Source organism: Pseudomonas sp. ABC1, assembly GCF_013395055.1.
Taxonomy (GTDB): domain Bacteria; phylum Pseudomonadota; class Gammaproteobacteria; order Pseudomonadales; family Pseudomonadaceae; genus Stutzerimonas.
Window position 1 is genome coordinate 1,822,931 of record NZ_CP058349.1, and the last position, 26,083, is coordinate 1,849,013.

Genomic DNA, 26,083 nt, shown 5'->3' on the forward strand with positions numbered 1-26,083 from the left:
TCCTGTCTGTTCGCAGCGCCGGCTACTGCCCGGCGCGAATGATGGGCACCGCCCCCGGAGGCACGACCCGGTTACCCGCTGCCGTCCTGATCCGCTGCACGCCTTCTTGTGCAACGACCTCCTCGGCCACCGCCAGGCGCTCATCGACGACGGGCTCCGGAACATGCGGAATACGGGCAGGAACGGCCCTCGGCACAGCCGCCGGCACGGGCTGGGCTACCGGCGCTGGCTGAGCAACCGGCGCTGCCGCTGCGACCCGCGCTTTGAGCGGCGTGCTGGCCGGGGCACGCAGCATGTAGGACGCCGCGGAAGGCGAAGGCACGGCAGGCAGCGCCGCACTGGCGGCCGGCGCAGGGGTTGCGGGCACGCCGACATTGGCAGGGCGCAGGGCGTCCGTGGTGTCCGGATTGCGCAGCAGGGGCGAGGTCGTGACCGGTGCGAAGACCGGAATACTGCGCGGCACGACCCGCGTGGTGCTTTGCGGCGGACTGACGACCGCGGCAGGTGCAGGTGCAGACGTTGCGGCCCTGGCGACGGCAGGTGCAACCGGCGCCTGGGCCGGCACATCGGCGTCGCGCAGGGACTTGGCTCGTTGCTCGGCACGGGCGAACTGCTCGGGGGTGATGGCGAAACGCGCTACCAGCTCGCGAGCGCGCTCCCAGTCATTGCTGTAGAGCAACAGGGTGACGTAGTTCTGTGCCGCATGGTTGCTGCCTTCGTTCAGCTCCATCGCGGTACGCAGTTCGAAGCTGGCCCTGGGCAGGTCACGCAAGCGCAGGTAGGCGACCCCCAGGTCGTTGCGCTTGGCATCGTCCACCGGGTCGAGCAGCACGGCGGTGCGCAGGTGACGCATCGCCAGGTCCGCGTCGCCGGCGGCCAGCGCCAGTTGCCCGAGGCCATGCCGGCCTTCCGCAACCAGGCAGGTACGCAACAGCCCATTGAATTGCTCTTCGGCCTCGGGACGACCAAGCAGGCGCAACACCCTGGCCTTGCGCAGCCGGGCCTCGGGCAAGTCACGCGGCAGCAGGTCCAGGTTGGCGTAGGCCGCATGCAGCTTGCCGCTGTCGATCATGTCCTGGGACAGGTTGATCGCCAGTTCCTGTTCACGGGTCATCGGCACGCAGGCGGGCGGATGCCTGACCGCGCGCTTGTCGTCCCACTCCGTCTTCGGCACCCGGGCACAACCGCCCAGCACCGCCACGATCAGGAAAAACATCATCATGTGCTTCATCCCATACTCCCCAATGCCCGGATGATTGCGATGAACCCCGGCCCCGCCAGGACCATCAGCAAAGCCGGAAACAGAAACAGCATCATGACCATCGACATCTTCGCCGACATCTTCGAGACCCGCTCCTGCAAGCTGGTCATGCGTCGATCGTCGAGGATCGACTTCATCGCCTGCAGGGACGCCATCGCCCCGCCACCCTGGTGGATCAGTTGCTCGAGGATGGCGAAGCTGTCCGTCACCTCGGGCACATCCAGCAATTGCGCGGCCTGGTGCAATTCGTCGCCCAGTTCGAGTCCGGCATCCACCCGCGTCAGGACCTGGCGCAACTCCGTCGACAGTTCCGGGACGATCCGCGCACTTTCCTGCACCAGCACACGCAGGGCCTGCTCCACCGTCATGCCCACTTCGAAGAGAATGCGCAACACCGGCAGCATCGTCGACACATCCAGCGCCAGGCGCTGCTGACGGCTGGCCACGGCACGCACCAGCCAGCGCTTGGGTAGCAGGTAGCCGAGCCCCAGCGCGAACAGGATCGCCATCCAGGCCTGCGGGTGGTGCCCGACTGACAGCCACTGGACGATGATCACCAGCAACGCCAGCAATACCGGGAACCCCAGTTGCACGGCACTGAACAGCATGCGCTGGCCCGGACGGCGCCAGCCCAGGCGGTCGAGCAGTTGCCGGGTATCTCCGTCCAGCCGACCGACCCTGGCCAGCAGTACGCCGCCCTGCAAATCGCGCAACACGGCATTGCCCTGTGCAGCACCACGCACACCGCTCTGACCGATGCGCTGACTGACCTGCCGCATCTGTATCCGCTCGCGCAGGTAGCTGCGCGCCAGCAGGAAGGAAGCGCAGAGCAACAGCAGGGAGCAGAGCAACAGGGGGTTCATGCGATGCTCCTCATCATGCGCCACAGCAACAGGCTGCCGACGACCTGGAACAAAGCCGAGAACATCAGCACCCATTGCCCGGAGGGGTCGTTCCACATACCGAGGATGAACGCCGGATTGGTGAGGAAGATGTAGCAGGCCAGGGCGACTGGCAAAGCGCCGAGCAGGTAGGCGGTGATGCGGGTCTCCCCGGTCAGCGCACGCAACTGCCTGGAGCCCTTCTCGCGGTCGCGAATCAGCACGATCAGGCTCGCCAGCAGGTCGCTGGCGTTGCCGCCATAACGCTGGTTGACTCGCACGCCCAGCGCCAGGATGCGCAGCTCGTCACGCTCGTAGAGATCGGCGAAATCATCCATGGCCTCCTCCAGCGGCATGCCCCGCAGCACGTTGCGCGATGTCCGTGCGAAGGCCGAGCGCATCGGTTCGGTGCTGTCCTGCATGGCTGTCAGCAAGCCATCGGCCAGGGTACGTCCGGATTTCAGGCTGCGTATCACCTGGTCGAGCAGCGTCGGCAACTGCTCGACCATCCGCTGCAGGCGCCGGCGGTACCGCAGTGTCAGCCAGATCCGCAGCAATACCGGCGCCAGTAGCAGGATCAGGATGAACAACGGCCAGTTTCCCAACAGTGCGCTCAACGCCAGCACCGCCAACAGGAAGAACGGCACGAGCCGTACACTGAGGCTCTGCATATCCAGCCCGGCCCGCAGCAGTTCACGCTGCAACCAGGGGAAGCGCAGCGTGCGCCGCTCGGGGTCGGACTCCTGCAAGCGCCCCAGCATCTGCACGGACGCCACCTGGCGACGGCCACGGCGCCACAGCAGCAGCGCCCAGGCCAGCAGCACCAGGGCCAGCAACCCGAGCAGCGGCGTCATCGGATGCCTCCCGCATGCTCGCCGCGCAGCTTCTCGCTCGCAGGGTTCGCCGCCTCGCGCAGGAACAGGTTCTGGTTGCGCCGGTCCAGGCGGAACAGGGTGTTGGTGACGAAGATGCCCTCGCGCACATCGACCACTTCGAGAATCTCGCTGACACAACGGCGGCCATCGGCCAGCCGGGTCAATTGCACCACCATGTCGATGGCGGCGCAGATGGTCTGGCGCATGGTGCGCTCGGGTACCTGGATGCCGGACATGCCCACCAGGCTCTCCAGCCGCAGCAGGGCATCCTGGGCGCTGTTGGCATGCAGGGTACTCATGGAGCCGTCGTGCCCGGTGTTCATCGCCGCCAGCACGTCGAGCACTTCCACACCGCGAATCTCGCCCAGGATGATGCGGTCCGGGCGCATGCGCAGGGCATTGCGCACCAGGGCGCGCGCCGTCACTTCGCCGTGGCCATCGGCGTTCGGCGGGCGTGTTTCCAGGCGCACCACATGGGCATGCCCCAGTTGCAGTTCGGCGGTGTCCTCGATGGTGACGATACGCTCACGGGGCGAAATGAACTGGCTCAGCAGGTTCAGCAAGGTGGTCTTGCCGGTGCCCGTGCCGCCGCTGACCAGAATGTTGCTGCGCCGCTGCACGGCGAATTCGAGAAAATCCAGCATCTCCACACTGAGGGAGCGCGAGGCCAGCAGGTCGGCGCCCTTGTGCATGTCCTTGCGGAACTTGCGCACCGACAGGCAAGGGCCGTCCAGCGCCACCGGCGGAATCACCGCATTCACCCGGCTGCCATCGGGCAAGCGCGCATCGACCATCGGCGACGATTCGTCCAGCCGCCGCCCGAGCGGCGCCAGGATGCGCTGGATAACCCGCAGCAAGTGGCTGTCATCCATGAAGCGCAAGCCACTCTGGTGCAGCACGCCGGCTCGCTCGATAAAGATGTTCAGCGGGCCGTTGACGAGGATCTCCGTCACGCTCGCGTCCCGCAGCAGCACCTCCAGCGGGCCGAAACCGGTCAGTTCGTCGACCAGTTCCTCGGTCAGTTGGTCGACCTCGTAGCGCGATATCGCCAGTTGCCGGCGCCTGATGTACTCCCCGCACTTGTCCGCGACGAAGCGGCTCAACAGCGGCCTGGGGCTTTCCAGCAGGTTCTCGCTCTCGTCCTCCAGCGCCTCGATGATGTGCCGGTGCAACGCCGACTTCAGTGCCAGGGCCTCATTGCCCGTGGCCGGCCCGACACCCGCCCCGTTCATCCGCGCATCCTCTCGAACAGACGCTGCATCACCGTCGCGCCCTGGCGACAGCCCTCGCACCCTTCCGCCACGCCCAGGGCCAGGCGCCCCAGTGCCCGGCTCAGGGCATTTCGCGGCGCCCGCTCGGCCAGCGCCTGCCCCTGGTTGCGCGCGGCCAGGCGCAGTTCGCTTTCCTGGGGCAACGCGTGCACGCATTGCAGTTCGAAGGTGTGCAGCAGCGACTGGGCGTCCGGCGCCACGTTGTCGAGGTAGCGGTCAACCACCAGTTGCGCCGCTTCCAGATTCACGCCGCGCTCCTGCCAGTGGCGAATCTGCTCCAGGTTGCGCCGGCAGCCCGACACGCTCTGGTCCGCATACCAGTAGAGCTTCTGCGAGTTGATCAGCAAGGTGCGCACCGCATCGCTCGGCGGCTGCCCGCACAGGTTGATGATGACCTGGGCGAAGTTCTGCCGCAGCACGCCCAGCAGCAGGTAGAGTTCCGCCGAACCGTACTGGGCGATCGGCCCATCGGCAGCCACCAGCCCGAGCAGGCGCAGGCCTGTGGGATGGCGGGCGAAGGCGCTTTCGATCAGGCCGGCGTCCAGCCTGCGGATATTGCGCAAGGCATCGCCGAAGCTGAAGGTCGCCTCCACCCCCAGCGATTGCAGCCCCTCGCCGGGCGGCATGCCGATGTCCACCAGCAGCGTCGGCCGACCGCACAGCGCCACGGCATGTGCCACCTGACTGACGATCAGCCCCGCATCGGCATCGGCATCGGCGCTGTAGAACAGGCTGATGCGCCCTTGTCCGCGCCGTTCCGGCAGGGCTGGCAGGCGTTGGCACAAGCGCCGGACCAGCCCGCCGATCTCACTGCCGCGCAGACCGTAGGAAATGAAGTCGCGAGCGCCGGCGCGCATCGCGCCAATCACCAGTTGATTGTCGAAACCGTCGCCGATGGCCACCACCGAGACCAGCGGGCGCGCCTCCAGCAAGCCCTCGATCAGCGAGCACTGGGACGTGCTCTGCTCGAAGGAAATCTCCACGAACACCAGCCGCGCCGGGGTGACATCCAGCAAGCCCAGCAACTCATCCAGGTCCTGCCCCGCCCGCAGCAATTGCCCCTGGGCCGTCAGGGCCTCCTGCAGCCAGTCGATTTCCGTCTCCGGGCGTACCGCGACAAGAAAGGTGTCGTCCATCTCCACACCCCCACTCATTGGGACAGCCCGTTGAAGCGGTCGAAACGACCGTCCTCGAGGAACAGCAGCTTGAACGCGTTAGGGTCATAGCGGCGTAGCGCCTCACCGGGCAACTCCGGCAGGGTGGCATCTGCGGCCAGCGGCTGGACCAGGTGGGGCGTGACGATCATCAGCAGCTCCTTGTCCTCGCGCTGGATGCTCGAAGAGCGGAACAGCGCCCCCAGCACCGGAACGCTGCCCAGCCCCGGCAGCTTCTCCACCACCGACTGGTTGCGGGTGTTGATCAGCCCACCGATGACGAAGCTCTCCCCATCGGCCAGGGACACGGTGGTGTCGGTACGCCGAACCAGCAACGCTGGCACCGTGATGCCCTGGATCACCACACCGTTGGTGTAATCCAGCTCGCTGACCTCGGGCGCCACTTTCAGGGTGATGCGTCCCCGGTCGATCACCGTCGGTGTCAGGCTCAGGCGGACACCGAATTCCTTGTATTCGATGCTGATGGTATCGCTACCGGTACTCGGCACCGGGATCGGTACTTCGCCCCCGGCCAGGAAGCTGGCGGTCTGGCCACTGAGGGCCACCAGGCTCGGACGCGCCAGGGTATAGGCGAAGCCGCTGCCCTCCAAAGCGTTCAGGGCCATGAGGAACTGACGACTGCCACCACCAAAAAGAATATTAAAACCGCTCTCGACCAGCGGCGTAGAAGTCGTGACGCCACCAATCCCACCGACAGGAACGGAGGGCAGCGTATTACTGCCAGGGGAGCCAAACAGGAAGTTATTCGAAGAGGTGCCAAACAGACGAATGCCAACCTCTTTGACCTTGGTCCGACTGACCTCGACAAAACGCACATCGGCCTGCACCTGGCTGGGCAGTGACTCATAGCGCTGGAGCTGGGGCGGATTGGCCAGTGCCTGCACCGCCGCCCCGCGTACGAACACCATGCTCTGGCGTGGCACGCTGGAGCAGTCGGTCCAGATGCTCAGGTTGGTCACCCCGCCCTGCCGACCGACCAGCAGGAAAGCGTCACGGCTGGTCAGGTTGACGTCCGCCACCGCCGGATCGCCCACCGCCAGCCGCTTGATCGGCACCGGTAGGCGCAGTTCCTGCTGCATGCCCTGGGCGATCTCCAGGGTCGCCGCCTCGGCCTGCAACCCCGCACAGCCCGGCGGCGGCGCAGCCTGGGCCACCCCAACCAGTGCACAGCACCCCGCCAACAGCCATCCCATGCGTGACATACGGCTTATCTCGCTCATGATCGGTCCTTCGTTCAGAAGTTCTGCCGGGAAACCTCGGCGCCTCGGTGCACCTCGATCGCATTGGAACGTGCAGGCGCTGCCGCAGACTTCGAGGGAGCCGGGCGGGCAACGGGGCGCGCCGCCAACTTTTCGAAGCGAATCAGTTGCCGGGCCATTTCATCCACGTCCCTGGCGGTGGGTGCGCCCGCATAGTGTTTGGCCAACAGTTGTTCGTCGGCACTGCGCACGGCCAGGCGCAACGTGCCCGCCCCCGAGGCCAGCATAAAGCGCGTCACCAGCACCTCGGGCACCGCCAGCACCACCGTGCGCGGCGCATCCCGGCGAGCGGTCGCGGCCTCCTTGCCCTTCTCGGCCTCGTCCACCACCGGTTGCACCGGCTTACCGTCGAGGGAGGTGCCCAGCGCCTTGCCGTAGCTGAGTACACGCAGGCCAGGCACCACCACCTGGGCGGTCTGCTCGGGGTTGTCATCGGTTTTCTTGGCATAGAGCAGCAGGTCGACATAATCGCCGGGGGTCACATGACCTCCCACGCCGATCACCTCGTCCACGGCAATCGCCAGGGCACGCTCATTGGGACGGATCATCCGCGACAGCGGGCCGCCCTGTTCGAAGTGGCTGCCGTGGGCCAGGGTTCCGGCGGGAATATCAAACCAGACACTGCGCCCGACCAGTTCCTCGACGGTGGAGAAACTGCCCACGGGCACGATGCGCAATTGCTCGATGGCGAGGTCTTCCGCCACCAGCGCCACATGAGGACGAATGCCTCGGACGAACACGACGACAGGTTTGCGCTGCTCCTGCTCGACACGTTCACGCACCTGCTCGAACGACGGCATGGTGGTTTCAGTACTGGCGGGAAGACGGTCTTCCGGCGCGGGTACGCGGCTCAGCGCAAGCCCCCAATAACCCGCGAACAGGGCTGCCACGAACAGCACCAGAGAAAGGAAAAGATTGGCGCGACCACTCATAAGACTGCTCTCCCTGCATATCCAGCCCGCATCACCGGAAAACTTCCAGGCCTGCCTGGTGCGCATGACGCGCCCAAGGATACCGACAGCCAACCTGGCCGGTCGTTCACGGCCCCAGCGGCACTGGCAACACGATGCTACTTCATCGTGCAGAACCGTCCATATATGCACTTGGATATAGTCGGATAATACTATTTACGCGTTACATTTAATGGCCAACAATCAAGACTCGACAGATACCCTCAAGGACGTACGCCATGAAAGATCTCATTACGCTGTGCTATATAAAAAGCAGGCTGTTTCTGAAGCGCGAGGACGGGGCTTCGGCTATTGAGTATGGGATTATTGCGGGACTTATTGCCGTAGTAATTATCGCAGCCGCAGCAGCGATAGGAACTGATGTAAAAGAGATATTCGAGAAAATCAGCACGGACTTAAGCGCGGCCTCAGCGTAATCAAAAATACGCAGGATGGGTCGAGCGTAGCGACACCCATCATTTAACGGGTTATCAAGACCGCAATGATTGGTATCACCTTCGGCTCAACCCATCCTACGTATTATCGACGAATAAGAAACACGCTGAGCGAAAACCAGCCTGGCGTTATAGCCATTAATTAATTACGCCACCAAAATCAATAGCACGTGATGACTTCACGCCAACTTTCCAATATACGGTTTTCATCGATACAACCCCGTTCATAAGCTTCCTGTGACATGGTCTGCAACCGTTCTGGCGCGGAAATGACCTCACCCAACATTTGGGCAGCCACTTCGATATCCCCATCGGCAATCAATAACCCATTGCGCCCGTGCTCGATCATGCTCGCCGGCCCGTAGGGAATGTCATAAGCCAGCACCGGGCAGCCGTGGTTCAGGCTTTCCTGAACCGCCAGGGAGAACGCCTCGCGGCGGCTGGTGAGCAGGGAGAAACTCGCCCGATCGAGGATGTCCCCGACGTTCTCGACGTACCCCATCAATCTGACCTGCCCCTGCAAACCCAATGCATCGATCTGCGCCTTGATCGCCTGACGTTGATCGCCTTCGCCATAGATATGCAAGCGCTTGCCCGGATGCCGTTGCAGCAACCTGACCATGATCTGCAGCATGTCCTCGATGCGTTTTTCCACCGCCAGGCGCACGAAGGCCACCAGCAGGTCGGGATCACGCGAATGGAAGTCCACCCGTGCCACCCGTTCGCCGAGGTGGGGAATCGCCTTCAACGCATAGGAGGCCTGGGGAAAGCGCAGCCGCAGGTCATCGCGCTGCTGCGCGGTCAGCACCACACAGGCATCCACGTCCTGACCGGTCAGGGCGGCGCGGTAATGGCCGTTTAGCCGCCCGGTCAACAGGTCATCCTGCCCCGCGCCTATATGGCAACTGTGGATGATGGACACCAGACGTTGCCGCCGCTGCCGCTTCAATTCGCACAGGGGCCGATACCAGGCACGGTGTTTGTCGATCAGGAATACATTGTCCTGCGTGGCGACCAGGCGCGTCAGCCACCAGCCGGCAAGACCGTCTTCAGCATCGAAACTCGCATGGGGCAAGCCATCTTCGTTGAGCAACAGGATGCGCGTGAGGCTGCCACTCTGCGCCTGCCAGAACCGAATCAGACGCACACGCCCCTGTGGCGTGAAACCATCCTCGCGCACCACACGACCCTGCTCATCGAGCTGCTGTGAAAGCGCCAGTTGCCCAAAGCGATTGAAGTGGTCGCGGCGGATCTTCTTGCCCTGGGCGAAGTGGTTGATATAGGCCAGTCGCTGCCGGTTCTCATCACGCCAGACCACATACATCAGCAGCCGCCCCTGCTCGTCATGCACACGCAGGTGCGCGCGCTGCGCCACCGCTTGCTGCGTCCAGCCTGGCTGCCAGGGCAACGTGGCCGGTGGCAGGCCTTCGCCTTCGGCTATCCGCAGGAGGTCTTCGTAGAGGTTGAACAACGCCACCCGCTCATCCACCCAACCAATGCGCTGGTAGTGCGCCCAGTTCTCCATCACCGACAGATTGAGCTTGAGGCTGAGGACCCTGGGCACGATCCCCAGGTGCTTCACGAACAGATTGGCGCGCTTGAGCGCAGAGCGCTCGATGCCGGTCAGGCGCGTACCGAAATCCTCATTGCAGAAATAGCAGTGGCGATCCTCTCCTTCGGGCACAGAAGCGTCTGCCACAGGGGCATCCGCCAACGCCCGCCCAGTGTCCGCTTGCCCCAGGTATTTCCAGTAGGCCACGTAGCCGGACAGGTAGTGCTCGACATCGTCGATGCGCACCCGGTAGCTGTGATGGCGAATGAAGCAACTGCCGACGATTCGCCCAGGGTTCTGGAAGAACATCGCCAGCTCCGGCCAGAAGAAACCGTTGAGCAGGTAGCGCGCCCGATGCTCCAGCGCTCGCTGGAAGGTTTTCAGGTCGAAGCCATCCAGCAGGTGGACCATCTGCGGGTCGCCCTGGATACGCTCGATCATGCTCCGCGCCGCCATCATCAGCTCCAGCAGCGTCGGGTAGGTGGTGATGCGTTCGAGCACGAACCCCAGGTGATCGCGCACATTGTCCAGGCCGAAACGGTAATAGCGCGCGCGTGGCCGATAGCGTGTCAGCTCGTTCACGCAATAGCCCAGCCAATGGTCGTGGGCCTGCCAGTGGCGGGCAGCGATGAAATGGTCGAAGGCCCGTTCGACCGCCGCCAGCCAGCGCTCGTCCTGGGTCAGGCCATAGAGCCGGACCAGGGCGAACGCGGCCTCGCCGTCGTAATAGATGATGCGCGTCTCTTCCTTGACGGACAGTCCGGGGCAATCGAGCACATGCACGAATGCACCGCTGTCCGGCTTCTGCATGAACAGGATGCCCCGGGCCAGCGCCTCCATCAGCGGCAGGTAGCGCCGGTTGCCGGTCAGTTCGGTGTACTTCACCAGTGCCAGGATGCTGACCGCGTTGCCGCCCAGCTTGATCTCGTCGCCGGTGTCGCGCAGGAACGCCGCCTGGCTGCCGTCCGCCAGTACATGGGGATGGATCAGGCGACGTTGCAGGTAATCCAGTGCCCGCTCGATGGCCTGCAACTGCGCCGGCAGACGCTCCAGCTCCCAGCCCTCCAGCAAGGCATAGGTGGAGCTGGCGTGGCGCAAGGCGTTGTAGGTCGGGATGGGCCGGTCGAAACAGGGAAACCAGCCATAGTCATAGGCACCGCTGGCCGTGACCTGGCGCGCCAGGTAGTCCGTGGCGCTGTCGATCAGGGCCCGTACCAGGCGCTCGCCCCAGTCCGGCACCTGGCGGTAGCCGGCGTACGGCCCCTGGTGCTCGATAAGGTGGACGCAACGGGCATCAGCGAACACGGCGCGGGTGGTGAAGGTCCAGATCGGCTCGTCCGCCCGTTGCGGCCAGGACAGTGCCCGACCAAAGCGCTGCTTGGCATAGCGAGCGAGGTTGGCGTCATTGGCCACGGCATGCTCGAAACGGTTGTCGTACAGCAGGGCATTGGCGCCGAGTTCCTCTTCCAGCAGAGCGATGGAAAAATCTTCCGTCAGGGCCAGGCCGTACCTCAGGTAATTGCGCTTGGTCGTGCGCAGGCAGGCCTCCAGCTGTGCCCAGCTCCACTCGCGCACCTGGTCGACCCGATCCACCCGCAGCCACACAGGCCGCACGCCGCTCTGCCGCTGCCAACGTCGCAGCCGCGCTGTACCCACGGCCCAGGCCTGCCCCAGGTCCGCCGCCCTGACGATCTGCACATGGGCTCGCTGCGTACCGTCGCTGGCACTGAAGAACAGCGTGCAGTGCGGCGACTGCACCTCGATACCGTCCAGCAATGGCCGAACCCTGGCCAGCAGGTCACTCAACGACATGTACGCTCCTTGTCCCGCCAGACGCTATCAGCGCTCGCGCAGGGCCTCGCGGCCCCGGTTGAACGGCTTGATCAGATAATCCATGACGGTCTTCTGCCCGGTCTTGATGTCGACGCTGGAAATCATCCCCGGCACGATGGAAAAACGCTTGCCGGCGCTGTTTTCCAGGTAGTCGCTCTGGGTGCGGATATACACCCGGTAGTAGAAGTTGTCCGGCTTGACCTCGTCCTGGATGGTGTCCGGCGAGATCGTCACCACCTGCCCCTCCAGCCCGCCGTAGATGGCGTAGTCATAGGCGGTGATCTTCACCAGCGCCTTCTGTTGCGGATGGATGAAGGCGATGTCGCGCGGGGAAATGCGTGCCTCGATCAGCAACCGCTCGTCCAGCGGCACGATCTGCATCAACTGCCCGTTCGGAGCAATGACACCGCCGATGGTGGTGATGGCGATGTCCTTGACGATGCCGCGCACCGGCGAGCGGTGGGTCAGGCGTTGCAGCGAGTCGGAGCGCCCTTTGAGCACCGAGTCCAGCGTATCGACCTCGGCACTGGCCTTGGCCATTTCCTCCCGCGCCTGCACCACGTACTGCGAGCGCAGCTCCACCGCCTTGAGTTGTAGCTCGGACTGCTGGCGCCGCAGGCGTAGCACTTCCACGTTACTGGCGGCACCGCCAGCGGCCAGAGACTCGGTGATCGCCAGCTCTCGGCGCACCAGCGACAGCGACTGATGGAGGCCCGACAGCGATTCGTCCAGGCGCTTGCGACGGCTCTGGTACAGCCGTGTCTCGGCCGCGATCAGCGCGGGAAAGGCGTGCAGCGCTTCCGGGAAGGCCAGCGCCGACTGGTTCACCTCGGCCTGCAGGCGTGCCAGGCTGGCCATGGCGGCGCGCTGGCGGGCGGCGCTCTCGCCGACGGTGGACTCGGTCAGGGTCGGGTCGAGGCGCGCCAGCACCTGGCCGGCCTCGACGATATCCCCTTCGGCCACCCGCAGCTCGGCGAGGATGCCGCCTTCCAGCGTCTGCACCACTTGCTCGCGGGAACTGGGAATCACCTTGCCGGTGCCGGTGGAGACCTCGTCCAGCTCGGCGAACCAGGCCCAGAGGACGAAGGCCGCCAGGGCCGCCACACACAGCAGGATGATGCGCAACGAGCCGGACAGGCGCGTGTCATCCACGCCGTGCAATTCCTCCAGCTCCATCATCGCGCTCCAGGACGGTGAGGGTGATCTGCTCATGCCTTGCTCCGCTCTGCCAGGGGCGTCGTGCGTGACAGGCGGGCGATGGCCTGCTCCTTCGGCGCATCCAACAGAATACGCCCGGACTCGACCACGATCACCCGCTCGACCAGGCGCAGCACCGCCAGCCGGTGCGTGGCAACCACCAGGGTGCGCCCGCCGATCCAGTCGCCCAGGCGGTCGAGGAATTGCTGCTCGGTGTTGTCGTCCAGGGAGGCCGTCGGCTCATCCAGCAACAGGATGTTCGGCTGGCGCAGCAGCAGGCGGGCCAGCAACAGGGATTGCCGCTGGCCGCCGGACAGCCCCACGCCACCTTCCATCACCGGGTATTCGAGCCCCTGCGGCAAGCGCGCGAGAAAATCGGCGGCACCGCTCATGCCCAGCGCCTCGACGATCGCCTCATCGCTGGCGAGGGGCGCGCCCAGGGTCAGGTTGTCGCGCAGGCTGCCGTGGAACAGCCGGGCATTCTGCGTCAGCAGGCCGACATCGCGGCGCACGTCGGCCGGGTCCAGGTGCGGCATGGCGATGCCGTCCAGGCGCAGGCTGCCGTCGACCAGGTCGATGCCACCCGCCAATGCCTGCAACAGGCTCGACTTGCCCGCACCGTTGCGCCCGAGCACGGCGATCCGCTCACCGGCGCGAATCTCCAGCTTCGCCACCTGCAAGGCCAGCGCGGGCGCATCCGGGCTGTAGCGGAAGCTGGCGTCCTTGAACAGATAGTCCCCGCGCAGGACCGGGCGCTGCACACCGCTGCCGGCCTCGGGGCGGTCCAGCGGCAACTGCATGATGTTGTCCAGGCTGCGGATCGCCACCCGCGCCTGCTGCCAGCGGTTGAGCACCTGGGTCAGTTGCCCGAGCGGTGCCAGCATCCGCGAGGACAGGATGCTGGCGGCCACCAGCGAGCCGGTGGTCATGTCGCCGGCCATCACCAGGGGCGCCCCGAACAGCACCACCACGGCGAACACCGTGCCCTGGATGGTCTGGCTCCAGTTGTTCAGGCCATGCACCAGGCGCTTCATGGCCATGCCCGAGTGGGCCGTCTCGGCGTTGTAGTGGTTCCACTGCTGCTGGATACGGTCCTCGGCCTGCATGGCCTTGATGTCTTCCAGGCCCTGCACCGTCTCCACCAGCAAGGCGTTGCGCAGCGACGATTCACGCATCGAAGCCTGGGCCCGCTGGCCCAACGCCCGCTGTGCCAGCAGTCCGGGCAACAGCATCAGCACCACAGCGGCCAGCGGAATCCATGCCAGCGCCGGTGCGATCAGCCAGAACACCAGCAGGAACAGCAGGAAGAACGGCAGGTCGGCCACCGCGCCGACGGTGCTGGAGGTGATCAGCTCGCGCACCTGCTCCAGTTCGCGCAGTTGCGAGATGAAGCTGCCCGTGGAGCGCGGACGCGCCGAGTTACGCAGGCGTATGGCGTGGCCGAAGACCCTGTCCGACACCCGCATGTCCGCTCGTTTGCCGAGAATGTCCGTGACATGGTTGCGCGTCTGGCGCATGACGAAAGCGAACAGCGCCGCCAGCAGCACACCGCTGAACAACACGTACAGGGTCGGCATCGATTCGGCGGGAATCACCCGGTCGTAGACCTGCATGGAGAAGATCACGCCCGCCAGGCCCAGGGCGTTGATCAGCAGCGAAGCCAGCATGACATGCCCATAGGGCCGCAGGTCGCGCAACACGATGCGCCACAACCAGTGCTTGCGGTATGCCTCGATATAACCGTCCACCCGGCTGTCGCGCCGACCGCCCAGCGGGCGCAGGATGGCGGCACGCCGCACCCCGGCGAGAAACTCGGCCCTGGGCAGTGAGGTCGGCAAGCCCTGGTCGCCCACCAGGCGCAGGCCGACCGTTCCCTCGGCGTCCAGCGACTCCAGCACCCCGACCTGGCCATCGGTCATTTCCACCACCATGGGCAGGCGCCAGGCAGACAGGCTCCCTGCGTCCAGCGAGGTGAAACGCAGCCCCAGCCCGGCCTGTCGTGCCACCAGGGTCCGGCAGGCATCGGCCCCGGAGGCGATATTCCAGCGGGCCGCCAGACGCAGGTTTTCCTCCGAACAGTCCAGTCGATAGTGGCGAGCCACCGCGATGATCGCCTCGACCCAGGCATCCTGGTTGCCTGCCGGGCGCTCTTCGACGTCCGGCTCCTGTTCCAGCGCGTTCATGGCCGTACCTCCACACCCTGGATGCGCCGGCCATCCAGGCCGAAGGCGCTGCGCAGGGCGCCACTGTTGTAGAGACAGGTCAGTTGCAACTGGCGCAGATCGGACAGGATGTTCTGCCAGTCGAAACGGGATTGGTGGATCTCCTGCTCGGAGTTGAGCAGGTCGAGCAAGGGCCGCGTGCCCAGTTGCAGGTATTGCTGGTAGTAGAGGTCGCGGGTCTGCTCGCTGAGCGCATAGCGATTCTGCAGCACCTTGAGGTTGCCACGCAGGCTGAAGGTCTGGCTGCGCGCCTCTTGCAGGTTCTTGCGCGACTGCAGGCTGGCATTGCGCAATGCCGCGTCCGCCGACTCCAGGGCGTGGCTGGCGGCGCGCTTCTGGGCGGACAGTGCGCCGCCCTGGTACAGCGGCATGTTCACGTTGAGGAAGATGCCATGCCGGGTTCGGTCACTGTTGTTGCTGGTGGTGTGGTTGTCGTTCAGATAGTGGGTCAGCGACGGATCGAGGGAGATGGTCGGCAACGACTGGGCGCGCGCACTCTGCAACCGTGCCATCGCCTGGCTGCGCTGCGCCTGGGCCGCCAGCAGGCTCGGAACCAGTTGCGTCGCGGAGGGCTCCGCAGCGCAGTAATCGTCGATGGCATCGGGGAAGGCATCGGACACGGCCATGACAGCCGGCCAACCCAGTTGGTTGGCCAGTGAGCCTCGCCAGCGCTCCAGTTGCGCCTGGTATTGCAATTGCAGGGAGCGCGCCCCGCTGACCCGCGCCTCGCTCTGCACCACATCCGAACGGGAGCTGGCGCCCTTGGCGCTGCGGTCCCGGGCCAGGTCAGCGACCGTCTCCAGGCCGCCCGCCTGTTCGTCGGCGATCCGCAGGAGGTTCTGGTAGCGCTGGACCTCCAGCAGCGCCTGGCCTACCTCGTAGGTCACCTGGTCGATGCTCAGCAGTACATTGGCCTGCTGCTCCAGCATGCCCGACTCGGCCGAACGCACGGCGCTGGACACCTTGCCGAAGTCATAGAGCATCTGGGATGCGGAAAGCACGAAGGAAGGGCTGAAGCCATTGCCTTCATAGGCACTGTCGTAGCCCGCCTGGAAACCACCACTGACCTGTGGGTAATAACGTGCCCGCTCGACGTTGATCTGCTCACCCTGCATCAACAGGCTGCCCACCGCCTCGGCGATCGCCGGGTGCCACTGCACCGCACGCTCCACCGCCATGCCGATGTCCAGCATGGCCGGGGCCAGGCTCGACCGATCATCCTCCTGAGGGGCGAAAGTAAAACCGGGCAACTGGCTGGAAAGCCGGCTATCCAGGGCGGCCGGGCTAATGATCGACGAATCGTCAGGCTCGCCTTGGACGTACAACGGCAGTGCCATGCCAGACAGCAAGAAGGCCAGGAGCGGCATGCTCCTGGCCCATTTCCCGACAGGCCGTCGAAGCCGCATCGGCCCTGCCATCGCGGTGTTGCTCGATGACCTGTCAGTACCGCGCACGCGACTCACCATCCTGGATATATTCCTGCCCATACCCGACTCCCTGGGAGCCGCCACCGATATGCGGGTGGCGGCCTGTTCAGTAGCTGCGCGGCAGTCAGCCTCACACCAGTGCGGTGGATGCCCCCTGCTCATCCTCTTCCGGCCGGCTGCCAAGATGCAGCAGGGCATCCAGCGGCTCGACCAGCGGCGTATCGACGATCAGGGAAGAAGCCAGTTCGATGACTTCTCCGGTATCCAGCACCACTCCCAGCGACTCCGTGGAGAACAACTGGTCCAGCGTCAGGCTCAACTCATCCGGCTGCGCCTGCGACGCATCGTCTTCACTAGACAGACCGAGGTCCAGGGAGAAAAGTTGCGTGCCGAACAGGCCGCCGCCACCGAAGATCGGCAGGTCCGGAATCAATCCACCGATAAGTCCGTCCACCAGATCGGTAAGCCCACCCAGCGTATCCAGCAACGTTTCCAGCAGTGAGCCAACGACCGGGGCGCCCGCCAGCACACCCGCATTCAGCAGTTGCAGGCTCAGGCCGGAAACGACATCACCGATGTCATCCAGCCCATCGGCTCCTGTCGCCAATGTTCCGCTCGCCAGCACCGGAAGACTCAGCAAGTTATCGATGACCGGCGCCAACAGGCTGCCGACCTCCTCCAGCACGCCCGTCACAAGCAGGCCTTCCGGGTCCACATACCCCTCGGCCCCCACAGTGAAGGAAGCACCGACCAAAGGCTCCAGCACGCCGTTGAGACTGATGACCAGACTATTGCTCAGCCCGCCCAGCGGTGTTGCCAGCAAGCCATTCAGCTCAAGTCCCTCGTCCAGAGAAAGCAACAGGTTGCCGGTCAGGAAGCCCAGCGTCGGCAGCCCGCCAGTGGCCGAGCCGCCGGGAAGCAAGCCGCCCAGCAGATCACCCAGGCCACCATTGCCGAGCAGATTGGCAATCGCTCCTCCCGTGCCCAGCAGGTTGTTGAGCAAGTCGTCGATTGGCGTGGAGTTGCTCAGGCCCTGAGCAATGCTGTTGAGCGCACTCACCAACGGAGTCAGCTCACCGTCATCGGCGATCACCAGTCCATCGATCAGTTCGGTCAACGCTCCCAGGCCACCAACCCCTGGGCTGGTCAGGCTTTCCAGAATACTGGTCAGGCCACTCAGCGTACCGCTGTCCGGATCGACCAGTGCATTGACCAGATCGCTCAGCGGCGCGGCAGCCGTTTCGCTGCTCAGGTTGTTCACCAGCGACTGCACCGTCGACACCAAGCCGGTGCCCGATCCGCCGCTACCGCCCGGCAGCAGACTCGGCAGCAAGCCTTGCAACTGAACTTGCAGGTTCGCCAACAGACCGTTGTCGCCCAGCAGACCAGTCACCAGCGGCGTCAGTGGGGTATCGGCTTCCAGGCCTTGCAGGATGCCGTTCAGTGCCGTCACCAGCGGCGTCAGTGCACCGTCATCGGCAATGCTCAGCCCATCGATCAGTTCGGTCAGCGCACCCAGGCCACCACCATCCGTGCTGGTCAGACTTTCCAGAGTGCTGGTCAGGCCACTCAGCGCACCACTGTCCGGATCGACCAGTGCATTGACCAGATCGCTCAGCGGCGCGGCAGCCGTTTCGCTGCTCAGGTTGTTCACCAGCGACTGCACCGTCGACACCAAGCCGGTGCCCGATCCGCCGCTACCGCCCGGCAGCAGACTCGGCAGCAAGCCTTGCAACTGACCTTGCAGGTTCGCCAGCAGACCGTTGGCGCCCAGCAGACCAGTCACCAGCGGCGTCAGTGGGGTATCGGCTTCCAGGCCTTGCAGGATGCCGTTGAGCGCGCTCACCAGTGGCGTCAGCGCACCATCATCAACGATCACCAGGCCATCGATCAGCTCGGTCAGCGCACCCAGGCCACCAACACCCGGGCTGGTCAGGCTTTCCAGAATGCTGGTCAAGCCACTCAGCGCGCCGCTGTCCGGATCGACCAGTGCATTGACCAGATCGCTCAGCGGCGCGGCAGCCGTTTCGCTGGTCAGGTTGTTCACCAGCGACTGCACCGTCGACACCAAACCGGTGCCCGATCCGCCGCTGCCACCCGGCAGCAGGCTCGGCAGCAAGCCTTGCAGCTGACCTTGCAGGTTCGCCAACAGACCATTGTCGCCCAGCAGACCAGTCACCAGTGGCGTCAGTGGGGTATCGGCCTCCAGGCCTTGCAGGATGCCATTGAGTGCGCTCACCAGTGGCGTCAGCGCACCATCATCAACGATCACTAGGCCATCGATCAGCTCGGTCAGCGCACCCAGGCCACCAACACCCGGGCTGGTCAGGCTTTCCAGAATGCTGGTCAAGCCACTCAGCGCGCCGCTATCCGGATCGACCAGTGCATTGACCAGATCGCTCAGCGGCGCGGCAGCCGTTTCGCTGCTCAGGTTGTTCACCAGCGACTGCACCGTCGACACCAAGCCGGTGCCCGATCCGCCGCTACCGCCCGGCAGCAGACTCGGCAGCAAGCCTTGCAACTGACCTTGCAGGTTCGCCAGCAGACCGTTGGCGCCCAGCAGACCAGTCACCAGCGGCGTCAGTGGGGTATCGGCTTCCAGGCCTTGCAGGATGCCGTTGAGCGCGCTCACCAGTGGCGTCAGCGCACCATCATCAACGATCACCAGGCCATCGATCAGCTCGGTCAGCGCACCCAGGCCACCAACACCCGGGCTGGTCAGGCTTTCCAGAATGCTGGTCAAGCCGCTCAGCGCGCCGCTGTCCGGATCGACCAGTGCATTGACCAGGTCACTCAGCGGCGCGGCAGCTGTATCGCTGGTCAGGTTGTTCACCAGCGTCTGCACCGTCGACACCAAGCCGGTACCCGATCCGCCGCTGCCACCCGGCAAGGTGCCTTGCAGAAGATTCTGCAACTGGTCTTTCAAACCAGTAATCAGGCCATTCTCTCCCAGCAGCCCATTCACCAGTGGCGTCAGCGGGGTATTGGCTTCCAGGCCTTGTAGGATGCCGTTGAGCGCATTCACCAGCGGCGTCAAGGCACCATCATCCGCACCCGCCAGCCCCGTGACCAACTCATTCAGGGCGCCCAACCCACCCGTCTGGGTCGTCAGGCTCTCCAGAATCCCGGTCAGGCCGCTCAGGGTTCCGCTATTGGGATCGACCAGGGTATTGACCAGGTCGGTTACCGGCGACAGCAGGGTCTGATCCGTCAGCCCGCCAACGACCCCCTGCACCGTGGTGATCAGGCCAGTCTCGGCGTCGCTGTCCGAGTCTGAATCGCTGTCACTGTCGGAGTCCGAATCACTGTCGCTGTCGGAGTCGCTGTCCGAGTCCGAATCGCTGTCACTGTCGGAGTCGCTGTCCGAATCCGAATCACTGTCGCTATCGGAGTCACTGTCCGAGTCCGAATCGCTGTCGCTATCGGAGTCGCTGTCCGAGTCCGAATCACTGTCGCTATCGGAGTCGCTGTCCGAGTCCGAATCACTGTCGCTATCGGAGTCGCTGTCCGAGTCCGAATCACTGTCGCTATCGGAGTCACTGTCCGAGTCTGAATCGCTGTCACTGTCGGAGTCGCTGTCCGAGTCCGAATCACTGTCGCTATCGGAGTCACTGTCCGAGTCTGAATCGCTGTCACTGTCGGAGTCGCTGTCCGAGTCCGAATCACTGTCGCTATCGGAGTCACTGTCCGAGTCTGAATCGCTGTCACTGTCAGAGTCGCTGTCCGAGTCCGAATCACTGTCGCTATCGGAGTCACTGTCCGAGTCTGAATCGCTGTCTCCGACGCTACCGCCTCGCCGACTGCTGCCGCCGCCACTGTCACTCAACGCAATGGCGGCGCCCACACCCAGCAGGCCAAGGCCAAAGATCAGCCACTCGGGAATGGCGCTGCCCGCCTGCGCCAGCAACAGTAGGTCATCGAGGCTGGAGATTTGCGTGAGATTGAAGCCGGAGAAGGCCGGATCGTACTGTCCCCACCAGAGCGCGCCGGTTTCATCCTCGAAGACGACATCGCTGCGCAACTCTCCATTGACGACGAAGAAATCCCTGACGATGACGGGCTGGCCGGATTTCAACTCAAGTACGAGGTCATTGCCGGAACGGCGCGAAGAAACGATATCAGCAGGTGAAACAGGAATCTTGATAATACTGGCCGAACCAAGGCGAATATTACCGAAGGGCAATTCGGTCGTTTTTCCTGTCGCCTTGGCAACGACGACTATATTTCCAAGTGCATTTTCCATTTCAGACTCCTGGCATCGAACAGCAGAACGATCGATTGATCAATTAACGCCTGCCAGACGCCAGAACTCCTACTCGGCGACAGATGGCGAGACGCCAGATGCCGTCAGTACATATATCCATAAATGTGCCTTGCACACCCATGGACAGTGCCATGACCGCACCTGTTTCCATGCGGCCATATAAGCAAAGGCAAACAAGAGCAACAATATTCCCTTACGACTAATGCTTAACTTCTAACGGGCATTTATTTACCCGCACATCAATAAACCAGTCACTTCCAGCTATTCATATATGACTATTTACAACTTTCAAGCCACATCCAAATATAGGCCAAGGCACATTGAATGAACGCGCGTCATAATTTGCAAAGATTGGTCTGAACACCCAGACCGGCGGAGGGCATGGCATGTCCAGGCGTACAGGCTGGCGACGCTCGCAACGCGGCACGGCGGCCATCGAGTTCGCAGCACTCTTCATGGTCTTTTTCATGCTGGTCTACGGCATGGTCGGCTATGTCATCCCACTCGTTCTGCTGTCCAGCTACAACGAGATATCGGCCAATGCCGTCAGGGCCGCGATGCAGATACCCTCGGGTACGGTCGATTACAACGACCGTATCGAGTATGTGGTCGGCGATGTCATCTCCCACTCCTGGCTCGGCGCGCGCCCTGCGGCATGGCGAGACAAGTGCCAGGGCGAAAGCCGTTACACCCGAATCACGCACCATGCCAACGAGGGCGTCACCGCCTTGAGCGTGTGCATCTCGCACAACACCCCGGAAACCATCATCGCCCCCATGCAGGTCTTCGGCTGGCGCTTTCCGCAACTGCCGGAGACCCTGACTGGTCGCTCCGAGATACGCATCGGCCACTGAGTGCCCAGGGAGTTCCAGGATGAACGGACATCACACAAGCCCGCGGAAACAACAGGGCGCCTTTTCCATCATGGCGGCGGTGGCACTGCTGATGGCCCTCATGTGCCTGGCCCTGGTGGTGGACAGCGGCCGCCTGTACATGGAGCAGCGCGCCCTGCAACGCGCGGCGGACATGGCAGCCCTGGAAGCGGTATCCCGAGGGGGGCTCTGCACCGACGGTACTGCGGTCTCGTATGCACGGGAAGCCGCCAGCCGCCACGGGCTGGACGCGTCGAACACCACGACCGAATGCATCCAGACGCGCGTAGAAGACGGCATCACACGGATCGGCGCCGTCGATGTCGACAGCCGCACGGTTCTCGTCACCCTGCGCAAACCCGTCCCTGCCAGTCTCGTCTTCAGGGCTGGCTGCATGCTGGGGGCCTGCGAGGGTGGCGACCAGGTACAACTCCAGGCTCGAGCCGTGGCCGGGAAGAACGAGCCGCTGGCGGTATTCACGGTCGGCACCCGGCTCGTCACGGTCAACCCGGCCGGATCGTTGCTGGGGCCCACGCTAAACGGCCTGGGCTTGAACCTGGATGACACCAGCCTGGTCGGCTACAACGGCCTCGCGGATGTTTCCATCACCCCCGGCGGGCTGCTGGAAGAGCTGGGTATTCCGCTGGCCACGGACCTGACCCTGGGAGGTCTGGATCAACTGCTCGACACCCGTAAACTAACCCTGGGCGAGATTCTCGACGCCAGCCTCAGGGCGGCGGACCGCAGCGACCTGCTGGGCCTGAATGCCACCCTGCTGAACAGCCTGCAAGCCAGCCTCGGCCTGGGCAATATCGGTCAACTGGAAGTGCCGCTGCTGCGCCAGGACGATGGCACGCCCGGAATCTTCGCGGCCTTGCGGGGTGCCGACAACTCACCATCAGCCCCTGCCGCACCCGCGCTGGGTGCGCAGGTCGATGTCCTCTCGCTGCTGACCAGCGCCATCGGCGTGGCCACCAGCCGACATGCCCTGGAAACCGACCTGAGTCTCAACTTGCTCGGGCTGGCCACCACCCGCCTGAAAGTCGGCCTGATCGAGCCGCCGTCCATTGGTATCGGCGGCATCGGTACCACCGCCTATACCGCTCAGTTGCGCACCTTCCTGGAAATCAAGAGCCAGGGCGCGGGCCTGCTGGGCAACCTGCTGAGCGCCTTGGGCGTACGCATCGACATTCCACTGGTCATCGACCTGGTTTCGGCCAAGGGCGAACTGACCGATATGTGTACGCCTGAGCGTTACCATGAAGGCCAGGAGCATGCCGAGATCGAAGTCAGTGGCACCCTCGCGCAGATCTGCATGGGCGGCGTACCGGACGAGAACGAATTGTTCAGCAAGAAAAACGCCTGCACGGACTATATGACCAGCCATGACTATCTGGATGTAAAGCTACTGGGCTTGAATCTGCTGGGCCTGAGCGGTCCGCCCGTCATTCTCGACGTGCTCGCAATCCCCTCCGCTCCCAATCAGGAAAATCCGCTGGAGCTGGCCGAGGATGAAATCGGTAGCCTGAGTAATCCGCTGGCGCTGGGTACAACGGTGAAAAACCTGCTACCTACCTTGGCCTCTTTACTGCTGGAGCAAAGCTCACCGCCTGCTAACACAGCCAATTTAGTTGCTCGAAGTCTTTGGGATAAAACGGCTTCAGAGACGTGTAATGGACTCACCACAGCCAAATGCCATGAAAAGCGCATGAAAAAAGTAGAAGAGAATCTTACTGGGACGTTCCCGCCGGGGAGCTCTGGGGTGTTGGGGAATTTATTAGAGGGAGTATTAGGCCTAGTAGGCGGAGTACTCGGTAATATAGTGGGCGCACTGACGGGTAATGGCTGTACCACAACGGGCCTGGGCTACTGGACAGTCACCAGCGATCGTTGCGTTGCCTTGATCGAAGCGGAGCTGGTAAAAGAACAAGGTAGCAACAGCGGCCCAATCAGTGGCGCAGTTACCCTGGTGGTAGAACTGCTGGCCAACCTCCTGACACCCATCCTTGATAAAGTCGGCAACATCCTCACAGAGCTGCTCGTCGATCTGCTCGGCATTCGCCTGGGCGTCATCGACGTGCACCTGCAACACCTGGAATGCGGCAACGCGAGGTTGCTGATATGAACGCCTCGACGCGACGCCAGCGAGGCGCCACCGCTATCGAATTCGTCGTCCTGTTCGGCGTGTTCTTCGGCGTGCTCTACAGCGTCATCGCCTACAGCGTTCCGTTGCTGCTGATGCTGACCTTCCAGCACATGGCCGCCGAAGCGGCACGCTCGGCTATCGCGGTCGCGCCAGGGCATGAAGAGAAGATCGAAGCCCACATCTCAAGTACCTTCCAGCGCTCATGGCTCAAGCGCTGGTACGGCCCCTGCTCACAGGGCACCTATGGCCAGTTCGATGCGGATCGACGCAGGTTGACCGTCTGTGTCGGCTACAGCGTCGAAGACTACCGTACTGCGCCCATCGTCCCGGTGCTGCAATTGCCATTGGTGGGGTCGATCCCGCGCCTGCCGGCGCGGATAGAAGGGCGAAGCAGCATCCAGCTGTAGCGGCTGGATCAATCGATACCGAGGGCGGCCACGCTTTCCAGGGTCAGGGCGCCAACGGCCAGGCCGCTGTTTTCCTGGAACTGCATCAGGGCCGCCAGGGTACGGCGCCCCAGCAGCCCGTCGATACGACCAGGCGCAAAGCCGCGCTGGGCCAGTACCGACTGCAGCCGGCGCACCATGCCTTCGTCGATGTCCGCATCGCAGACTGCCTGGCGCGAAACGATGCGCGCCTCGCCTTCGAAGCGGGTGACCTCCATGCGCTGGGTCTTCTCCGGCAAGACGACCTGGCTGGCCTGCACGGGTCGCACCAGTTGCTCGACCTTCAACTGCGCCAGTTCGGGTTCGAGCAACACCTCGACCGCCTGGGCCGGCGTGTCCACCACCCAGCGCGTCACGGTTTCGTACACCGCAGGTTCGATATCTTCACGCACGCTTTCCGCAGCGACCAGCACCTGCGTCTTGAGCGTGCGTGTCACAGCGGGCACTTCCCTGGCGCAGAAAGCCATCACACCGGACTCGCGGGCATAACGGGTTCCAGCCGTGCGGCAAGGGTCGAGCACCGTCTTGGCCTCTTCCAGGGTCACGGTCTGCTGGTGCTCCTCATAGACGGCGGGCACCACCGTATAGCGCTTGATCTCCGGTCGCACCTCGACACGCTCGGTCACCTGCTTATAGGTCGGCGGCTCGATGCGGTAAGTCCGGGTTCCCTCACGGGTGACCACCTGGGTCAGACCATTCTGCAACTCGGCAGGCGTGACGGTGATGCGGTTGACCGAATCCTTGACCACCACCTCAAGGGTGCTCTGCACCGGCTTTGGCTTGACCTGGGCATAGACCCAGCATTGCCCGGCCTGGATCACTGGCTCTGGCGCTGCAAGCAACGGCTGCGGGCTGGCCGGCGGCGCGGCAGGGGTAACGGGTTGGGGGACGGCGCGCTCGGCGGCAGGAGCCGCACCGGAAAGCAGGGCCGACTCGACCGACGGTGTCGCGGATGCAGGAGCGGACGTTCCCTGGACGGGCGCCTGGTCAATCGAAGAACACCCGGAAATGGCAACCAGAAGGCAGCCCAGCAAGCTTGGAGAACGCACGAAAACACCTATCCCTGTCTGTCTACCCGGCGATTCTAGTGCTGTGTCGCCACTGCCAACAACCATGGACTGCATCGACCATCGGCCGATGTCAGCCCATCAGCTTGCGAACACCCGCCACATGCCTGCGGCTGACTGTCAGCGGCTCGCTCTCCAACCCGCCCAGATACAACTGGAAGTGCCCGAGCGGCGTACGCTGCAAGCGCTCGATACGACTGCGCAATACCAGCGCGTTGCGGTGGATACGCACGAAGCGCTCGCCGAACTCATCCTCCAGCGACTTCAACGGCTCATCCAGCAGGACCTCGCCCCCCTCATGGCGCAAGGTGACGTACTTGTGATCCGCGATGAAGTACAGCACCTGCCCCAGGGGGATCAACTCCATGCCCTTGCGGGTGCGGGCGCTGATATGGGTGCGCGGCCCGAAACCGGACACGGCGGCAGGTCGGGTCAAGGCCGCCAACTGGCTGCGGGTCAGGCGTTCGGCGCGCCTCACGGCATTGGCCAGGGCCTCGCGCTCTATTGGCCGCTCCAGATAGGTGACGCCAGAGGCGCGGAAGGCATCGATGGCGACATCATCGTGCTCGATACAGAACACCACCGCGGGCGGCGCATCGCGCTCGCACAGGCGACCGGCGACCTGCAAGCCATCCAGGCCGGACAGACGCACATCGAGAAATAAAATATCCGGGCGCAGCTCATCGATCAGGGCAAGGGCCTGCTCGCCATTGCCAGCTCCCGGCTCCAGCACCCGGTAACCGTCGAGGGTGCCCAACAGGCGGCTCAGGCGCTCACGCGCCAGTGGCTCATCGTCGACAATCAGGACATTCATATGGATCAGGCTTCCTGCATTTGTCACGCATAACGATAGCGTAGACAGGTAAATGACGCCTTCAGCGGCGTTCCAGAGTGAGACTCGCATTCCGCCCCAAAAGTGCCCGCGCCCAT

General features: G+C 63.9%; 18 protein-coding genes. 4 read left to right on the forward strand and 14 right to left on the reverse strand.

Features of this window, described 5'->3' with window-relative positions; translation table 11 throughout:
- Positions 1-22: 22 nt before the first annotated feature.
- From HW090_RS08030 to cpaB, 7 genes are read right to left on the reverse strand one after another with little or no spacing between them, the layout of a single operon-like run.
- Positions 23-1,222, reverse strand: a complete 1,200-nt coding sequence (locus tag HW090_RS08030; protein ID WP_179113022.1) for a tetratricopeptide repeat protein — start codon at positions 1,220-1,222, stop codon at positions 23-25.
- A 5-nt stretch (positions 1,223-1,227) separates the two neighbouring features.
- Positions 1,228-2,124, reverse strand: a complete 897-nt coding sequence (locus tag HW090_RS08035; protein WP_179113023.1) for a type II secretion system F family protein — start codon at positions 2,122-2,124, stop codon at positions 1,228-1,230.
- Positions 2,121-2,996 carry a type II secretion system F family protein gene (locus HW090_RS08040; protein WP_179113024.1) on the reverse strand — a complete coding sequence of 292 codons (876 nt, stop codon included), beginning with the start codon at positions 2,994-2,996 and terminating at the stop codon, positions 2,121-2,123. The genes HW090_RS08035 and HW090_RS08040 overlap by 4 nt, the downstream gene beginning before the upstream one ends.
- Positions 2,993-4,249 carry a CpaF family protein gene (locus HW090_RS08045; protein WP_179113025.1) on the reverse strand — a complete coding sequence of 419 codons (1,257 nt, stop codon included), beginning with the start codon at positions 4,247-4,249 and terminating at the stop codon, positions 2,993-2,995. Before HW090_RS08045 ends, HW090_RS08040 begins: the two co-directional genes overlap by 4 nt.
- Positions 4,246-5,424, reverse strand: a complete 1,179-nt coding sequence (locus HW090_RS08050) for a pilus assembly protein (RefSeq protein ID WP_179113026.1) — start codon at positions 5,422-5,424, stop codon at positions 4,246-4,248. Before HW090_RS08050 ends, HW090_RS08045 begins: the two co-directional genes overlap by 4 nt.
- Before the next feature lie 14 nt (positions 5,425-5,438).
- The gene (locus HW090_RS08055) at positions 5,439-6,683 is read right to left on the reverse strand and encodes a type II and III secretion system protein family protein (protein ID WP_179113027.1); all 1,245 of its coding nucleotides are present in this window, start codon (positions 6,681-6,683) and stop codon (positions 5,439-5,441) included.
- 14 nt (positions 6,684-6,697) lie between these two features.
- Positions 6,698-7,654 carry a Flp pilus assembly protein CpaB gene (gene cpaB, locus HW090_RS08060; protein WP_179113028.1) on the reverse strand — a complete coding sequence of 319 codons (957 nt, stop codon included), beginning with the start codon at positions 7,652-7,654 and terminating at the stop codon, positions 6,698-6,700.
- A 257-nt stretch (positions 7,655-7,911) separates the two neighbouring features.
- Here cpaB and HW090_RS18000 point away from each other — a divergent pair, with 257 nt between their 5' ends.
- A complete protein-coding gene (locus HW090_RS18000; protein WP_179113029.1) occupies positions 7,912-8,109 on the forward strand; it encodes a Flp family type IVb pilin in 198 nt (65 codons plus the stop codon).
- A 178-nt stretch (positions 8,110-8,287) separates the two neighbouring features.
- On the opposite strand, the gene HW090_RS08070 is transcribed toward HW090_RS18000, so the two are convergent.
- From HW090_RS08070 to HW090_RS08090, 5 genes are all read right to left on the reverse strand, one after another.
- The gene (locus HW090_RS08070) at positions 8,288-11,491 is read right to left on the reverse strand and encodes a glycosyltransferase (RefSeq protein WP_179113030.1); all 3,204 of its coding nucleotides are present in this window, start codon (positions 11,489-11,491) and stop codon (positions 8,288-8,290) included.
- Between the two features lie 27 nt (positions 11,492-11,518).
- Positions 11,519-12,724, reverse strand: a complete 1,206-nt coding sequence (locus tag HW090_RS08075) for an HlyD family efflux transporter periplasmic adaptor subunit (RefSeq protein WP_218673567.1) — start codon at positions 12,722-12,724, stop codon at positions 11,519-11,521.
- Entirely contained in the window at positions 12,721-14,892 is a 2,172-nt protein-coding gene (locus HW090_RS08080) for a type I secretion system permease/ATPase (RefSeq protein WP_179113031.1), read from the reverse strand. The genes HW090_RS08075 and HW090_RS08080 overlap by 4 nt, the downstream gene beginning before the upstream one ends.
- A complete protein-coding gene (locus tag HW090_RS08085; protein ID WP_179113032.1) occupies positions 14,889-16,298 on the reverse strand; it encodes a TolC family outer membrane protein in 1,410 nt (469 codons plus the stop codon). Before HW090_RS08085 ends, HW090_RS08080 begins: the two co-directional genes overlap by 4 nt.
- Positions 16,299-16,488: 190 nt before the next feature.
- A complete protein-coding gene (locus HW090_RS08090; RefSeq protein WP_179113033.1) occupies positions 16,489-20,601 on the reverse strand; it encodes a BapA prefix-like domain-containing protein in 4,113 nt (1,370 codons plus the stop codon).
- Positions 20,602-21,008: 407 nt separating this feature from the next.
- On the opposite strand from HW090_RS08090, the gene HW090_RS08095 reads away from it, so the two are divergent.
- The 3 genes from HW090_RS08095 to HW090_RS08105 are packed head-to-tail and all read left to right on the forward strand — an operon-like array spanning position 21,009 to position 24,047.
- On the forward strand, positions 21,009-21,476 hold the full coding sequence (locus tag HW090_RS08095; RefSeq protein ID WP_179113034.1) for a TadE/TadG family type IV pilus assembly protein: 468 nt from the start codon (positions 21,009-21,011) through the stop codon (positions 21,474-21,476).
- 19 nt (positions 21,477-21,495) lie between these two features.
- Complete coding sequence (locus HW090_RS08100) at positions 21,496-23,619, forward strand: pilus assembly protein TadG-related protein (RefSeq protein WP_179113035.1); 2,124 nt, start codon at positions 21,496-21,498, stop codon at positions 23,617-23,619.
- The gene (locus HW090_RS08105; protein WP_179113036.1) at positions 23,616-24,047 is read left to right on the forward strand and encodes a TadE/TadG family type IV pilus assembly protein; all 432 of its coding nucleotides are present in this window, start codon (positions 23,616-23,618) and stop codon (positions 24,045-24,047) included. The genes HW090_RS08100 and HW090_RS08105 overlap by 4 nt, the downstream gene beginning before the upstream one ends.
- Positions 24,048-24,055: 8 nt before the next feature.
- On the opposite strand, the gene HW090_RS08110 is transcribed toward HW090_RS08105, so the two are convergent.
- Together HW090_RS08110 and HW090_RS08115 are read right to left on the reverse strand one after the other, a co-directional pair.
- On the reverse strand, positions 24,056-25,135 hold the full coding sequence (locus HW090_RS08110; RefSeq protein WP_179113037.1) for a peptidoglycan-binding protein: 1,080 nt from the start codon (positions 25,133-25,135) through the stop codon (positions 24,056-24,058).
- A gap of 91 nt (positions 25,136-25,226) precedes the next feature.
- The gene (locus tag HW090_RS08115) at positions 25,227-25,967 is read right to left on the reverse strand and encodes a LytTR family DNA-binding domain-containing protein (RefSeq protein ID WP_179113038.1); all 741 of its coding nucleotides are present in this window, start codon (positions 25,965-25,967) and stop codon (positions 25,227-25,229) included.
- Between the last annotated feature and the right edge of the window lie 116 nt (positions 25,968-26,083).

Bases quoted from the DNA above. Each gene is read 5' to 3' on its own strand.
- HW090_RS08040 (WP_179113024.1), bottom strand. From the start codon at position 2,996: ATGACGCCGCTGCTCGGGTTGCTGGCCCTGGTGCTGCTGGCCTGGGCG.
- HW090_RS08080 (WP_179113031.1), bottom strand. From the start codon at position 14,892: ATGAACGCGCTGGAACAGGAGCCGGACGTCGAAGAGCGCCCGGCAGGC.
- HW090_RS08070 (WP_179113030.1), bottom strand. From the start codon at position 11,491: ATGTCGTTGAGTGACCTGCTGGCCAGGGTTCGGCCATTGCTGGACGGT.
- HW090_RS08105 (WP_179113036.1), top strand. From the start codon at position 23,616: ATGAACGCCTCGACGCGACGCCAGCGAGGCGCCACCGCTATCGAATTC.
- HW090_RS08055 (WP_179113027.1), bottom strand. From the start codon at position 6,683: ATGAGCGAGATAAGCCGTATGTCACGCATGGGATGGCTGTTGGCGGGG.
- HW090_RS08115 (WP_179113038.1), bottom strand. From the start codon at position 25,967: ATGAATGTCCTGATTGTCGACGATGAGCCACTGGCGCGTGAGCGCCTG.
- HW090_RS08085 (WP_179113032.1), bottom strand. From the start codon at position 16,298: ATGCCGCTCCTGGCCTTCTTGCTGTCTGGCATGGCACTGCCGTTGTAC.
- HW090_RS08030 (WP_179113022.1), bottom strand. From the start codon at position 1,222: ATGATGATGTTTTTCCTGATCGTGGCGGTGCTGGGCGGTTGTGCCCGG.
- cpaB (WP_179113028.1), bottom strand. From the start codon at position 7,654: ATGAGTGGTCGCGCCAATCTTTTCCTTTCTCTGGTGCTGTTCGTGGCA.
- HW090_RS08100 (WP_179113035.1), top strand. From the start codon at position 21,496: ATGAACGGACATCACACAAGCCCGCGGAAACAACAGGGCGCCTTTTCC.
- HW090_RS08050 (WP_179113026.1), bottom strand. From the start codon at position 5,424: ATGGACGACACCTTTCTTGTCGCGGTACGCCCGGAGACGGAAATCGAC.
- HW090_RS08095 (WP_179113034.1), top strand. From the start codon at position 21,009: ATGTCCAGGCGTACAGGCTGGCGACGCTCGCAACGCGGCACGGCGGCC.
- HW090_RS08045 (WP_179113025.1), bottom strand. From the start codon at position 4,249: ATGAACGGGGCGGGTGTCGGGCCGGCCACGGGCAATGAGGCCCTGGCA.
- HW090_RS08090 (WP_179113033.1), bottom strand. From the start codon at position 20,601: ATGGAAAATGCACTTGGAAATATAGTCGTCGTTGCCAAGGCGACAGGA.
- HW090_RS08075 (WP_218673567.1), bottom strand. From the start codon at position 12,724: ATGAGCAGATCACCCTCACCGTCCTGGAGCGCGATGATGGAGCTGGAG.
- HW090_RS18000 (WP_179113029.1), top strand. From the start codon at position 7,912: ATGAAAGATCTCATTACGCTGTGCTATATAAAAAGCAGGCTGTTTCTG.
- HW090_RS08035 (WP_179113023.1), bottom strand. From the start codon at position 2,124: ATGAACCCCCTGTTGCTCTGCTCCCTGCTGTTGCTCTGCGCTTCCTTC.